We start from the raw sequence: 13127 nt of genomic DNA on the forward strand, positions 1-13127 counted from the left end.
CCTCAGGCGGTCGCCGCCGATTCCAGGAAGTCCTGGGCAAAACGTTGCAACACGCCGCCCGCCTCGTAGATCGACACTTCTTCGGCGGTGTCCAGGCGGCACGTCACCGGCACCTCGACACGTTCGCCATTTTTGCGGTTGATCACCAGGGTCAGTTGCGCACGCGGGGTGCGTTGGCCGACCACGTCATAGGTTTCGCTGCCGTCGATGTTCAGGGTGTGGCGGTCGGTGCCCGGCAGAAACTCCAGCGGCAACACGCCCATGCCCACCAGGTTGGTGCGGTGAATACGCTCAAAGCCTTCGGCGGCAATCGCCTCCACACCGGCCAGGCGCACGCCTTTGGCCGCCCAGTCGCGGGACGAACCCTGGCCGTAGTCGGCGCCGGCAATGATGATCAGCGGCTGCTTGCGTTCCATGTAGGTTTCGATGGCTTCCCACATGCGTGTGACCTGGCCTTCCGGCTCGATACGCGCCAGCGAACCCTGCTTGACCTTGCCGTTTTCCTGGACCATTTCGTTGAACAGTTTCGGGTTGGCAAAGGTCGCGCGTTGCGCGGTCAAGTGGTCGCCGCGGTGAGTCGCGTAGGAGTTGAAGTCGACTTCCGGCAAGCCCATTTTCGCCAGGTACTCGCCCGCGGCGCTGTCGAGCATGATCGCGTTGGACGGCGACAGGTGGTCGGTGGTGATGTTGTCCGGCAGCACCGCCAGCGGCCGCATGCCCTTGAGTGGGCGTGCACCGGCCAGCGCGCCTTCCCAATACGGCGGGCGGCGGATGTAGGTGCTTTGCGGGCGCCAGTCGTACAGCGGCGCGACTTTGGGGCCGGTGTCTTCGTGGATCGCGAACATCGGGATGTAGACCGCGCGGAACTGCTCCGGCTTGACCGAGGCTTTAACCACCGCGTCGATTTCTTCATCGCTCGGCCAGATGTCCTGCAGGCGGATTTCCTTGCCGTTGGCGTCGAGACCCAGCACGTCCTTTTCAATGTCGAAACGGATGGTGCCGGCAATCGCGTAAGCCACCACCAGCGGCGGCGAGGCCAGGAACGCTTGCTTGGCGTAGGGGTGAATGCGCCCGTCGAAGTTGCGGTTGCCCGACAACACGGCGGTGGCGTACAGGTCGCGGTCGATGATTTCCTGCTGGATCACCGGGTCGAGTGCGCCGGACATGCCGTTGCAGGTGGTGCAGGCAAATGCCACCACGCCGAAGCCGAGTTTTTCCAGCTCGTGGCCCAAGCCCGCTTCTTCCAGGTACATGGCCACGGTTTTCGAACCCGGTGCCAGCGAGGATTTGACCCACGGCTTGCGCGTCAGCCCAAGCTTGTTGGCGTTACGCGCCAGCAGGCCGGCGGCGATCACGTTGCGCGGGTTACTGGTGTTGGTGCAACTGGTGATAGCGGCGATGATCACCGCACCATCAGGCATTTGCCCCGGCACTTCATCCCACTGGCCGGAGATGCCCTTGGATGCCAGGTCGCTGGTGGCCACGCGCGCGTGCGGGTTGCTCGGGCCGGCCATGTTGCGCACCACGCTGGACAGGTCGAAGGTCAGGCCGCGCTCGTATTGCGCGCCTTTCAAGTCATCCGCCCACAGGCCGGTGTGACGCGCGTACTGCTCGACCAGGGTGACTTGTTCGTCTTCACGGCCGGTGAGTTTCAGGTAGGCGATGGTCTGCGGGTCGATGTAGAACATCGCCGCGGTGGCACCGTATTCCGGGGCCATGTTGGAGATGGTCGCGCGGTCGCCCAGGGTCAGCTTGGAGGCGCCTTCGCCGAAGAATTCCAGCCACGCCCCCACCACTTTCTGCTTACGCAGGAATTCGGTCAGCGCCAGCACCATGTCGGTGGCAGTGATGCCGGGCAGCAGCTTGCCGGTGAGTTCGACGCCGATAATTTCCGGCAGGCGCATCCACGACGCGCGACCGAGCATCACACTCTCGGCCTCCAGGCCGCCAACGCCGATGGCGATCACGCCCAGGGCGTCCACATGCGGGGTGTGGCTGTCGGTGCCGACGCAGGTATCCGGGAACGCCACGCCGTCACGCACCTGAATCACCGGAGACATTTTCTCCAGGTTGATCTGGTGCATGATGCCGTTGCCCGGCGGGATCACGTCGACGTTCTTGAAAGCCTTTTTGGTCCACTCGATAAAGTGAAAACGGTCTTCGTTGCGACGGTCTTCGATGGCGCGGTTTTTCTCGAACGCGTCCGGGTCAAAACCTCCGGCTTCGACCGCCAGGGAGTGGTCGACGATCAACTGGGTGGGCACCACCGGGTTGACCTGGGCCGGGTCACCGCCTTGCAGGGCGATGGCGTCGCGCAGGCCGGCAAGGTCGACCAGGGCGGTCTGGCCGAGGATGTCGTGGCACACCACACGCGCCGGGAACCAGGGGAAGTCGAGGTCGCGCTTGCGTTCGATCAGTTGGCTCAGGGACGCATTGAGCGTGGCCGGGTCGCAACGGCGCACCAGGTTCTCGGCGAGCACGCGGGAGGTGTACGGCAAAGTGGCGTAGGCGCCGGGGGCGATTGCATCGACTGCCGCACGGGCGTCGTAGAAATCCAGGCGGCTGCCAGGGAGCGGTTTGCGAAATTCAGTGTTCATCGTCAGGACTCGGTCACGGTAGTTGCAAAAGGAAGACCTGCGCAGATCCAGAATTGGAATGTGATCAACATGTGGGAGGGGGCTTGCCCCCGATGGCGGTTGCTCAGTGCCAGCTGTATCAACTGACAGACTGCTATCGGGGGCAAGCCCCCTCTCACATTTGACCTCATACCCATCCCGGGCTCGTCGGTCTCCTCACTCAGCGACGTTCGATTGGCACGAACTTGCGCTGCTCAACGCCGATGTACTCGGCGCTTGGACGGATGATGCGGTTGTTGGCGCGCTGCTCGAACACATGCGCGGCCCAGCCGGTGAGGCGTGAGCAGACGAAAATCGGCGTGAACAGCTTGGTCGGGATGCCCATGAAGTGGTACGCCGAGGCATGGTAGAAGTCGGCGTTGGGGAACAGTTTCTTCTGCTCCCACATGGTCTTGTCGATGGCTTCGGAGACCGGGAACAGCACCTTGTCGCCCACTTCGTCAGCGAGCTTTTTCGACCAGCCCTTGATCACTTCATTACGCGGGTCGCTGTCTTTGTAGATCGCGTGGCCAAAACCCATGATCTTGTCTTTGCGCGCCAGCATGCCGAGAGTGCCTTCTACGGCTTCTTCGGCCGAGCCGAAACGCTCGATCATTTCCATCGCGGCTTCGTTGGCGCCGCCGTGCAGCGGGCCGCGCAGCGAACCGATGGCGGCGGTGACGCAGGAATACAGGTCGGACAGGGTCGAGGCACACACACGGGCGGTGAACGTCGAGGCGTTGAACTCGTGCTCGGCGTAAAGGATCAGCGACACGTTCATGACCTTCTCGTGCAACTCGCTCGGCTTCTTGCCATGCAACAGGTGCAGGAAATGGCCGCCGATGCTCGGCTCGTCGGTCACGCAGTCAATCTTTTTGCCATCGTGGCTGAAGCGATACCAGTAGCACATGATCGCCGGGAAAGCGGCAAGCAGGCGGTCGGTGACATCGCGCTGCACGCTGAAGTCTTTTTCGGGCTCGATATTGCCCAGGAACGAGCAGCCGGTGCGCATCACGTCCATCGGGTGGGCGTCGGCGGGGATGCGTTCCAGCACTTCTTTAAGCGCCTGCGGCAAGTCGCGCAGCTTGCCGAGTTTGGCGGTGTAGGCCGCCAGTTCGGCTATGGTTGGCAATTCGCCGTACAGCAGCAGGTAGGCGACTTCTTCAAATTGCGCATCGGCGGCCAGTTCACGCACGTCGTAGCCGCGATAGGTCAAGCCGGCGCCGGCCTGGCCCACAGTGGACAGTGCGGTCTGCCCGGCCACCTGGCCACGCAGGCCGGCGCCACTCAATACTTTTGCTTCAGCCATGGTTGTTCTCCAATTTTGTAGTTATTCAGGGAGGCGCGTTCTTTACTTTTTCGCGGCGAACAGCGCGTCGAGCTTCTGCTCGAAGGTGTGGTAGTCGATGCGATCGTAGAGCTCCATGCGGGTTTGCATGGTGTCGATCACGTTCTGTTGAGTGCCATCGCGACGGATCGCGGTGTAGACATTCTCGGCGGCCTTGTTCATGGCGCGGAAGGCCGAGAGCGGGTACAGCACGATGGAAACATCGGCAGATTTCAACTGTTCGGTGGTGTACAGCGGCGTCGCGCCGAATTCGGTGATGTTGGCCAGGATCGGTGCCTTCACGCGGGAGGCGAAGAGCTTGTACATCTCCAGCTCAGTGATGGCTTCGGGAAACACCATGTCAGCGCCGGCTTCGATGCAGGCGGCGGCGCGTTCCAGTGCCGATTCCAAACCTTCGACGGCGAGGGCGTCGGTGCGCGCCATGATCACGAAACTGTCATCGGTGCGCGCATCCACGGCGGCCTTGATGCGGTCGACCATTTCCTGCTGGGACACGATTTCTTTGTTCGGACGATGGCCGCAGCGCTTGGCGCCGACCTGGTCTTCGATATGGATGGCGGCCGCGCCGAACTTGATCATCGACTTGACCGTGCGCGCCACGTTGAAGGCCGAGGAGCCAAAACCGGTGTCCACGTCCACCAGCAGCGGCAGGTCGCACACGTCGGTGATGCGGCGCACGTCGGTCAACACGTCATCCAGGCCCGTGATGCCCAGGTCTGGCACGCCCAGAGAACCCGCCGCCACGCCGCCACCCGACAGGTAAATCGCCTTGAAACCGGCGCGCTTGGCCAGCAGCGCGTGGTTGGCGTTGATCGCGCCAACGACCTGTAACGGATGTTCGCTGGCGACCGCGTCACGGAAACGCTGGCCGGGTGTACTTTTGTTGTTAGAACTCATGACTCACCTCTTCAGGAAGTGCCGTCGGGGAAGTGACGGGCAATGTTGCGTTTGGAGGCGCCGATATGCCGGCGCATCAACAATTCGGCCAGTTCACCGTCGCGATCGGCAATCGCGTCAAGAATGCGGTGGTGCTCGGCAAAAGCCTGGCGTGGACGATTAGGCGTGGCGGAGAACTGGATGCGGTACATGCGCACCAATTGGTACAGCTCGCCGCAGAGCATTTGGGTGAGGGTGCGGTTACCGGCGCCTTGAATTATCCGGTAATGAAAATCGAAGTCGCCCTCTTGCTGGTAGTAGCCCAGGCCGGCCTGGAACGCTTCGTCGCGTTCATGGGTATGAAGTACCTGGCGCAGCTCTTCGATTTCCGCGTCGGTCATGCGCTCGGCGGCCATGCGGCAGGCCATGCCCTCCAGGGACTCGCGGATTTCATAGAGTTCGATCAGCTCGGCATGGCTCAAGGACACCACTCGAGCGCCAACGTGAGGCACGCGCACCAGCAGGCGCTGGCCCTCAAGGCGGTGGATGGCTTCGCGCAGCGGGCCACGGCTGATGCCGTAGGTGCGGGCCAGTTCCGGCTCGGAAATCTTGCTGCCGGGGGCGATTTCGCCTTTGACGATGGCGGCCTGGATGCGCCGGAAGACGTTCTCGGACATGGTCTGGGAATCGTCCTGCGCCACCACTGGGGTTTCCAGTTGATCCAGCATATTGTCGACACCTTTAAAAGCAATGCCGCAAAAACTAGCCACTCAAGCCAAAATAGTCAAAGAATAAATCAACATTGTCGACAATCGTCTAATAACCCCTTCTGCGCTGAATAGGGGCATGGCCGCCTGCCAGCGCTGGCGCCAAAAAAGCATCATGTTAGAATGCCCGCCGCTTTTGCCTGACATCACTTGATGAAACGGCGCACCCGAGATTGCGCAGCAATGCCAGTCGCCTTGAATTAAACATCGCACTGCAGCGCCTCAGGATCTATGAGACTCAAGCCCTTCCTTTTAATGTTTTGCCTAGCGTGCATACCCAGCCTTGGCGGCGCCGCCGAGAAGACCGTGTATGGCCTGAATGAATACGCGAAACTGGCGGGCATTGACCTGGAAGTGGCGGCCAAACTCGACACCGGCGCCAAGACCGCCTCGTTGAGCGCCCGCGACATCAAGCGCTTCAAACGCAACGGTGAGTCCTGGGTACGTTTCTACCTGGCCATCGACACCGCCCATTCCCACCCCATCGAACGCCCCCTGGCCCGCGTCAGCAAAATCAAACGCCGCGCCGGTGACTACGACCCCGATGAGGACAAGAACTACACCGCCCGCCCAGTGATCGCCCTGGACATCTGCATGGGCACTGCTTTACGCAGCATCGAAGTGAACTTGACTGACCGCAGCGCATTCCAATACCCGCTGCTGATCGGCTCCGAAGCCTTGAAACGCTTTGATGCGCTGGTCGACCCCAGTCTTAAATACGCAGCGGGCAAACCTGCCTGCGCCGCTGACGCTCCTACCGCCGAGTAAACCGAATGCGCTCTTTGACCCTGCACCTGAAAATCCTCATCACCATTTTGGTGGTGCTGGGTATTTCGGTCACCGCCTACCAGATTTTCGTGCTGGGGATTCCCGTCACCGAGGACGCCACCGACGATCTGTGGAACATCGACGCCAAGGTCGAGTTTGTCGCCAGCCCCAAAGACCCGGTGAAGATCTCGATGTTCGTGCCGCCCCTGAGCCGCGACTTCGTCAGCCTCAACGAGAGTTTCATCTCCAATAACTACGGCGTGAGCGTCAACCGCACCGACGGCAACCGCAAGGTCACCTGGTCGGCGCGCCGCGCCAAGGGCAACCAGACGCTGTATTACCGCCTGGTGCTGACCAAGCGTTACAGCGGCGAAAAGGTCAAGGTCAAAGGTCCGACCTTCCGCGACAGCATTGCTGTGGAAGGCCCGGAAAAAATCGCCGCCGAAGCCTTGCTGGCGCCGATCCGCCAGCATTCGGCCGACGTCGAAACCTTTATTACCGAAGCGATCAAGCGCACCAACAACCTCAACGACGACAATGTGAAGCTGCTGCTGGCGGGCGACCCGTCGACGCCGCACAAGGCCAAGATCGTCGAGTTATTGCTGTCCATAGCCCATGTGCCGGTGGAAAAAGTCCACACCATCCGCCTCGTCGCCGACCAGCCGCAAACCCCGGAACTGTGGCTGCGCAGCTTCAATGGCAATGACTGGCTGTATTTCAACCCGGAAACCGGCGAGCAAGGCCTGCCCGCCGACCGCCTGCTGTGGTGGACCGGCGATGAAAACCTGATCACGGTGGATGGCGGCAAGAAAGCCATGGTGACCTTCAGCCTGAACAACAGCGAAATGAACGCGATTCGCCTGGCCAAGCTGACCGACGAGAACACCGACGCCAACTTCCTCGAATACTCGCTGTACGGCCTGCCGCTGCAAACCCAGCAGACCTTCATGATCATGGTGATGATCCCGATTGGCGTGCTGGTGATTCTGATCCTGCGCAACCTGATCGGCCTGCAGACGCTGGGCACCTTCACCCCGGTGCTGATCGCCCTGGCGTTTCGCGAGACGCAACTGGGCTTTGGCATCGTGCTTTTCACCATTATTACCGCGCTGGGCTTGTCGCTCAGGTCGTACCTGGAACACTTGAAGCTGCAGATGCTGCCGAGGCTGTCGGTGGTGCTGACCTTCGTGGTGGTGCTGATTGCAGCCATCAGTTTGTTCAGCCACAAGCTGGGCCTGGAGCGCGGGCTGTCGGTGGCGCTGTTCCCGATGGTGATTCTGACCATGACCATCGAACGCCTGTCGATCACCTGGGAAGAACGCGGCGCCAACCATGCGCTGAAAGTAGCGATTGGTACGCTGTTCGCCGCCTCGCTGGCGCACATCATCATGAGCGTGCCGGAGCTGATCTACTTTGTGTTCACCTTCCCGGCAGTCCTGTTGATCCTGGTGGGTTTCATGCTGGCCATGGGTCGCTATCGCGGCTACCGCCTGACCGAACTGGTGCGTTTCAAGGCCTTCCTCAAGGCTGACTCGTAATGTTCGGCTTCTGGAAAACCTGGAAGGCCCTGGAAGCGCGGGGGATCATGGGCATCAACCGGCGTAACGCCGACTACGTGCTCAAGTACAACAAGCGCAGCCTGTACCCGATTGTGGATGACAAGATCATCACCAAGGAGCGGGCGATGGCGGCTGGCATTCATGTGCCGGAAATGTACGGGATCATTTCCACCGAGAAGGAAATCGACAAGCTCGACGACATCATCGGTGGGCGCAGCGACTTCGTGATCAAGCCGGCCCAGGGTGCCGGCGGCGATGGCATCCTGGTGGTGGCCGACCGTTTTGAAGGGCGCTATCGCACGGTGTCCGGCAAGATCATCAGCCATGAAGAAATCGAACACCAGATTTCCAGCATCCTCACCGGCCTGTATTCCCTGGGCGGCCACCGTGACCGCGCGCTGATCGAATACCGCGTGGTGCCCGACCAGATCTTCAAGAGCATCAGCTACGAAGGCGTGCCGGACATCCGCATCATTGTGCTGATGGGTTACCCGGTAATGGCCATGCTGCGCTTGCCGACGCGCCAATCCGGCGGCAAGGCCAACCTGCACCAGGGCGCGATTGGCGTGGGTGTCGACCTGGCCACGGGTTTGACGCTGCGCGGCACCTGGCTGAACAACATCATCACCAAACACCCCGACACCACCAACGCGGTGGATGGCGTGCAACTGCCCAACTGGGACGGTTTCATGAAGTTGGCGGCCAGCTGTTATGAGCTGTGCGGGCTGGGTTACATCGGCGTTGACATGGTGCTGGACCAGGAGAAAGGCCCGCTGATCCTCGAGCTGAACGCACGGCCGGGGCTGAATATCCAGATTGCCAACGACTGCGGCCTGACGTTGCGCACCCATGCGGTGGAAGCGCGGTTGGAAGAGTTGAAAGCTGCGGGCGTGACGGAAACGCCGCAAGAGCGGGTTAAGTTCGTGCAGGAGATGTTTGGGCATATTCCCGCCGTTGAAGGCTGACGCCACTCAACTGTGGGAGCGGGCTTGCTCGCTGCCCCATTTAAACCGCGCTCTAGGACCAAACCCTTCGGAGGACTACAATCGCCTCCCCCAAGCCAACAGCTGATCCACCCCGCATGTCGACCTGCTCTGTACACCCGCTGCCCTACCGGGCCAACCCCGCCGACTACTTCGCGGCGATTCGTCACGCTCCCGGCGCAGTGTTGCTCGACAGCGGCCGCCCGGCTGCCGAACGCGGGCGCTATGACCTGCTCAGCGCCTGGCCAGTGGAAACGCTGACGGTACGGCCTGACGAAAACGGCAGTGATTTCCTGCAACGCTTGCGCGAAAACCTCACGCAGTTGGGTGAGGCGGCATTGCCCGCAGGTTTAGAACTGCCGTTTGCCGGGGGTTTGATCGGCTACCTGAGCTACGACTTCGGCCGCCACCTGGAACACATGCCGCATTTGGCGGTGGACGACCTGCACCTGCCGGACGCGCGCTTTGGGCTGTACGCCTGGGCGCTGATCAGCGACCACCGGGTGCAGAGCAGTCAGTTGGTCTTCCACCCTTCGCTGATCGACAGCGAACGACAACGCCTGATTGCGCTGTTCAACGCTGAAGTTGTCGACATCCAGGCCAGCTTCAAACTGCACGGCCCCATGGTTGCGGACCTGACCGCCGACGCTTACCGGCAGGCCATCGTGCGCATTCAGGAGTACATCCAGGCCGGCGACTGCTACCAGGTCAACTTTGCCCAGCGCTTTCGCGCGCCGTGCGTCGGCGATCCGTGGGCGGCTTACTGCGCCTTGCGTGAGGCGTGCCCTACCCCGTTTTCCGGGTTCCAGAGCCTGCCGGACGACGGCGCAGTGCTGAGCCTGTCGCCGGAGCGCTTCGTGCACATCAGCGAGCGCCGCGTCGAAACCCGCCCGATCAAAGGCACCCGCCCGCGCGGCCTGACGCCCGAAGAAGACGCGGCCCACGCCGCCGAGCTGCTGGCCAGCCCCAAGGATCGCGCCGAAAACCTGATGATCGTTGACTTGCTGCGCAACGACCTGGGCCGCACCTGCCGCACCGGCTCGGTGAAAGTACCGGAGTTGTTCAGCCTTGAAAGCTACCCCAACGTGCATCACTTGGTGAGCAGCGTCACTGGCACCTTGGCCGACGACAAAGACGCCCTCGACCTGATCGCCGGCAGCTTCCCAGGTGGTTCCATCACCGGCGCACCGAAGATTCGCGCCATGCAGATCATCGATGAGCTTGAACCCACGCGGCGCGGGTTGTACTGCGGCTCGTTGGTGTACCTGGATGTGCGCGGCGAGATGGACAGCTCCATCGCGATTCGCAGCTTGCTGGTCAAGGATGGGCAGGTGTGCTGCTGGGGCGGTGGCGGGATCGTGGCGGACTCGCAGTGGGAGGCGGAGTATCAGGAGTCGCTGACTAAAGTGCGGGTGTTGTTACAAACGTTGGAAAGCTTGTAGCAGCCCGGCCCTGCCTGAGGCTCAGGCGCAGAGCCGAGCTGCCGAAAAAGCCTGCATCAGAACAGTCGTGGACGACGTGTAGCCTGGAGGATAGCGTCCACGTCCACCCGCCGTTTGTGAAGGATCACATGAAGCGACTGCCTACTCGTCAGAAATTATTTCCGCGATTGCATATCCACCTCACCGGGCCTACCATCTCCCAAATTGGGAGGTTGCAGCGATGCGCATAATCGCTCTGTCTGCCTTACGAACATTCTGGGAAAGCCATCCCGCCTATACCGATGCCAAAACACCCCTGGTCGAGTTGTACCGTCATAGGGAGAAGACCACTTACCAGACGCCACAGGCACTCAAAGCAGATCTCAGAACAGCCAGCATTCTCAAAGGCTGCAGGGTTGTGTTCAACGTGGGTGGCAACAAGTATCAAGTGATCATGGCAATCGATTATCAGCGCCAGCTGGGGTTCATACGCTTCGTGGGAACCCACGCGCACTACGACCAGATCAACGCGGAGACCGTGTGATGAACATAAAACCCATTCATTCCCAGCAAGACCTGGCGGCGGCGCTCGCACGCGTCGAGCAACTATGGGGGGCCGAGATCGGCTCGCCGGAGGGTGACGAGCTGGAGATCCTTGCCGTCCTTATTGAGAAATACGAAGCCGAACACTTTCCCATGCCGCCTTCGGACCCGGTGGAAGCGATCAAACTTCGCATGGAGCAGCTAGGCATGACCGCCCGTGACCTTGAGCCTTTCATCGGCACGAGCGGGCGAGTGTCTGAAGTGCTGAACCACAAGCGCAAGCTGAGCCTGGCGATGATCAAGCGCCTGCATGAGGGCTTGAGTATTCCTTATGATCGGTTGCTCGCAGGCAAGCCAGCCACCACAGGTTGAACTGTGTGAACCCGACCAAATGTGGGAGCTGGCTTGCCTGCGAAGCGGCCATCAGCAGCGCTGAAAAACTTACAGGCTCAACGCCCGATTCGACGCCTTGATGAACTCTTTCTTCAAATCCTCAAACGTATGCACCGCGGGAAATTGCGGGAACTCGCGAATCACGTTCTGCGGCGCATGGAACAGAATCCCACGGTCAGCTTCGCCCAGCATCGTGGTGTCGTTGTAGGAATCGCCGGCGGCGATCACGCGGTAGTAGAGGGTCTTGAATGCCAGCACGGATTGGCGCTTCGGGTCCTTTTGACGCAGTTGGTAACTCACCACCCGGTCGTTTTCATCGGTGATCAAGCGGTGGCACAGCAAGGTCGGAAAACCCAGCTGGCGCATCAGCGGTTGGGAGAATTCGTAAAAGGTGTCGGACAGGATCACCACCTGGAAACGCTCGCGCAGCCAGTTGACGAACTCAATGGCGCCGTCCAGCGGCTCAAGGGTGGCGATCACTTCCTGGATGTCGGCAAGCTTGAGCCCATGCTCGTCGAGGATGCGCAGGCGTTGCTTCATCAGCACGTCATAGTCGGGAATGTCGCGGGTAGTGGCGCGCAGGGATTCAATACCGGTTTTTTCGGCGAAGGCAATCCAGATTTCCGGAACCAGCACCCCTTCCAGGTCGAGACAGGCAATTTCCACAAGACACTCCCATTTAGATGTTGTTAGTTGAGCGAGCAAAAGGACTGCCGAACTCTAGCGACTCAAGCTCTGCGCCGCAACGCGGGGCGGATTTTGGTACCATCGCTTCCCTATAGAGCGCTCAGCGCCACTGACCTGTAGGAACCGTCCTGATGAACCAAGCCTTCGACGTCGTTGAACTCGCCACGACTTATGCCAACAAATCCGCCCAGGACATTCTCAAACTGGCGTTCAGCCAGTTCGGTGATGACCTGTGGATTTCCTTCAGCGGCGCCGAGGATGTGGTGCTGGTAGACATGGCTTGGAAGCTGAACAAGAACGTCAAGGTGTTCAGCCTCGACACCGGGCGCCTGCACCCGGAGACCTACCGGTTCATCGAACAGGTGCGCGAGTTCTACAAGATCGACATCGAGTTGATCTCGCCGGACCAGAGCAAACTGGAACCCTTCGTCAAGGAAAAGGGCCTGTTCAGTTTCTACAAGGATGGCCATGGCGAATGCTGCGGTGTGCGCAAGATCGAACCGCTGCGCCGCAAACTGTCCGGCGTGAGCGCCTGGGCCACCGGCCAACGCCGTGACCAGAGCCCCGGCACCCGCAGCCAGGTGGCGGCGTTGGAAATTGACGCGGCGTTCTCTACGCCCGAGCGCACCCTGTACAAATTCAACCCGCTGGCGCAAATGACCAGCGAGGAAGTCTGGGGTTACATCCGCATGCTCGAGCTGCCGTACAACAGCTTGCATGAGCGCGGGTTTATCAGCATAGGCTGCGAGCCGTGCACCCGCCCGGTACTGCCGAACCAGCACGAACGCGAAGGCCGCTGGTGGTGGGAAGAAGCCACGCAGAAGGAATGTGGGCTGCACGCGGGGAATATCATCAGCAAGGCCTGAGGTCTGTCGCAGTAAAAAATGTGGGAGCGGGCTTGCCCGCGATGAGGGTGTGTCAGTCAATGAATTGTTGGCTGATAGATCACTATCGCGGGCAAGCCCGCTCCCACATTTGCTTTGTGGTGAATAAAAATTCTGTACACACTCATGTAACTATCGGTGCCATTTATGTGTGCAATTTATATTGCACCGCACCAAAACGTAACACCCATCCCCGCGTGCTGCTTGCCTCTCCAGTAGAGCGCCTCCCCACTTAAAAATAAATACCTGTTCAAACGGTCAATTTATATCGCTTTAAATTCAG

Annotated in this window: 12 protein-coding genes; 7 read left to right on the top strand and 5 right to left on the bottom strand. The window is 60.5% G+C overall.

Annotation, left to right across the window (positions count from 1 at the left end):
* Positions 1-2: 2 nt before the first annotated feature.
* From acnD to ACP7B3_RS07500, 4 genes are all read right to left on the bottom strand, one after another.
* On the bottom strand, positions 3-2597 hold the full coding sequence (gene acnD, locus ACP7B3_RS07485; protein ID WP_426178553.1) for a Fe/S-dependent 2-methylisocitrate dehydratase AcnD: 2595 nt from the start codon (positions 2595-2597) through the stop codon (positions 3-5).
* Positions 2598-2796: 199 nt separating this feature from the next.
* Positions 2797-3924: a bifunctional 2-methylcitrate synthase/citrate synthase gene (gene prpC, locus ACP7B3_RS07490; protein ID WP_426178554.1), complete on the bottom strand. Its 1128-nt coding sequence runs from the start codon at positions 3922-3924 to the stop codon at positions 2797-2799.
* A gap of 42 nt (positions 3925-3966) precedes the next feature.
* On the bottom strand, positions 3967-4860 hold the full coding sequence (gene prpB / locus ACP7B3_RS07495; protein ID WP_025854214.1) for a methylisocitrate lyase: 894 nt from the start codon (positions 4858-4860) through the stop codon (positions 3967-3969).
* 11 nt (positions 4861-4871) lie between these two features.
* The gene (locus ACP7B3_RS07500) at positions 4872-5567 is read right to left on the bottom strand and encodes a GntR family transcriptional regulator (protein WP_426178555.1); all 696 of its coding nucleotides are present in this window, start codon (positions 5565-5567) and stop codon (positions 4872-4874) included.
* Between the two features lie 270 nt (positions 5568-5837).
* On the opposite strand from ACP7B3_RS07500, the gene ACP7B3_RS07505 reads away from it, so the two are divergent.
* The 6 genes from ACP7B3_RS07505 (at position 5838) to ACP7B3_RS07530 (ending at position 11252) form a co-directional block, all read left to right on the top strand.
* Complete coding sequence (locus ACP7B3_RS07505; RefSeq protein WP_119742081.1) at positions 5838-6374, top strand: ATP-dependent zinc protease family protein; 537 nt, start codon at positions 5838-5840, stop codon at positions 6372-6374.
* Positions 6375-6379: 5 nt separating this feature from the next.
* A complete protein-coding gene (locus ACP7B3_RS07510; RefSeq protein WP_106576285.1) occupies positions 6380-7912 on the top strand; it encodes an inactive transglutaminase family protein in 1533 nt (510 codons plus the stop codon).
* Positions 7912-8898 (top strand): alpha-L-glutamate ligase-like protein, encoded by a 987-nt coding sequence (locus tag ACP7B3_RS07515; protein WP_426178556.1) that lies wholly within the window; start codon positions 7912-7914, stop codon positions 8896-8898. Before ACP7B3_RS07510 ends, ACP7B3_RS07515 begins: the two co-directional genes overlap by 1 nt.
* A gap of 116 nt (positions 8899-9014) precedes the next feature.
* Positions 9015-10358: an aminodeoxychorismate synthase component I gene (pabB, locus tag ACP7B3_RS07520; RefSeq protein WP_426178557.1), complete on the top strand. Its 1344-nt coding sequence runs from the start codon at positions 9015-9017 to the stop codon at positions 10356-10358.
* Positions 10359-10578: 220 nt separating this feature from the next.
* Positions 10579-10881 carry a type II toxin-antitoxin system HigB family toxin gene (locus tag ACP7B3_RS07525; protein WP_426178558.1) on the top strand — a complete coding sequence of 101 codons (303 nt, stop codon included), beginning with the start codon at positions 10579-10581 and terminating at the stop codon, positions 10879-10881.
* A complete protein-coding gene (locus ACP7B3_RS07530; RefSeq protein WP_426178559.1) occupies positions 10881-11252 on the top strand; it encodes a helix-turn-helix domain-containing protein in 372 nt (123 codons plus the stop codon). The genes ACP7B3_RS07525 and ACP7B3_RS07530 overlap by 1 nt, the downstream gene beginning before the upstream one ends.
* 69 nt (positions 11253-11321) lie before the next feature.
* On the opposite strand, the gene thrH is transcribed toward ACP7B3_RS07530, so the two are convergent.
* On the bottom strand, positions 11322-11939 hold the full coding sequence (gene thrH, locus ACP7B3_RS07535) for a bifunctional phosphoserine phosphatase/homoserine phosphotransferase ThrH (RefSeq protein ID WP_145159167.1): 618 nt from the start codon (positions 11937-11939) through the stop codon (positions 11322-11324).
* Positions 11940-12091: 152 nt separating this feature from the next.
* Between thrH and ACP7B3_RS07540 the strand changes: the two genes are divergently transcribed.
* The gene (locus ACP7B3_RS07540) at positions 12092-12826 is read left to right on the top strand and encodes a phosphoadenylyl-sulfate reductase (protein ID WP_426178560.1); all 735 of its coding nucleotides are present in this window, start codon (positions 12092-12094) and stop codon (positions 12824-12826) included.
* The last annotated feature ends 301 nt before the right edge of the window (positions 12827-13127 follow it).

The organism is Pseudomonas sp. TWRC1-2 (genome assembly GCF_049896685.1).
Lineage (GTDB): Bacteria > Pseudomonadota > Gammaproteobacteria > Pseudomonadales > Pseudomonadaceae > Aquipseudomonas.

Coding starts and splice junctions, on each gene's coding strand:
- ACP7B3_RS07500 (WP_426178555.1), bottom strand. CDS start 5,567: ATGCTGGATCAACTGGAAACCCCAGTGGTGGCGCAGGACGATTCCCAG.
- ACP7B3_RS07530 (WP_426178559.1), top strand. CDS start 10,881: ATGAACATAAAACCCATTCATTCCCAGCAAGACCTGGCGGCGGCGCTC.
- ACP7B3_RS07510 (WP_106576285.1), top strand. CDS start 6,380: ATGCGCTCTTTGACCCTGCACCTGAAAATCCTCATCACCATTTTGGTG.
- ACP7B3_RS07515 (WP_426178556.1), top strand. CDS start 7,912: ATGTTCGGCTTCTGGAAAACCTGGAAGGCCCTGGAAGCGCGGGGGATC.
- acnD (WP_426178553.1), bottom strand. CDS start 2,597: ATGAACACTGAATTTCGCAAACCGCTCCCTGGCAGCCGCCTGGATTTC.
- ACP7B3_RS07525 (WP_426178558.1), top strand. CDS start 10,579: ATGCGCATAATCGCTCTGTCTGCCTTACGAACATTCTGGGAAAGCCAT.
- ACP7B3_RS07505 (WP_119742081.1), top strand. CDS start 5,838: ATGAGACTCAAGCCCTTCCTTTTAATGTTTTGCCTAGCGTGCATACCC.
- prpC (WP_426178554.1), bottom strand. CDS start 3,924: ATGGCTGAAGCAAAAGTATTGAGTGGCGCCGGCCTGCGTGGCCAGGTG.
- ACP7B3_RS07540 (WP_426178560.1), top strand. CDS start 12,092: ATGAACCAAGCCTTCGACGTCGTTGAACTCGCCACGACTTATGCCAAC.
- prpB (WP_025854214.1), bottom strand. CDS start 4,860: ATGAGTTCTAACAACAAAAGTACACCCGGCCAGCGTTTCCGTGACGCG.
- pabB (WP_426178557.1), top strand. CDS start 9,015: ATGTCGACCTGCTCTGTACACCCGCTGCCCTACCGGGCCAACCCCGCC.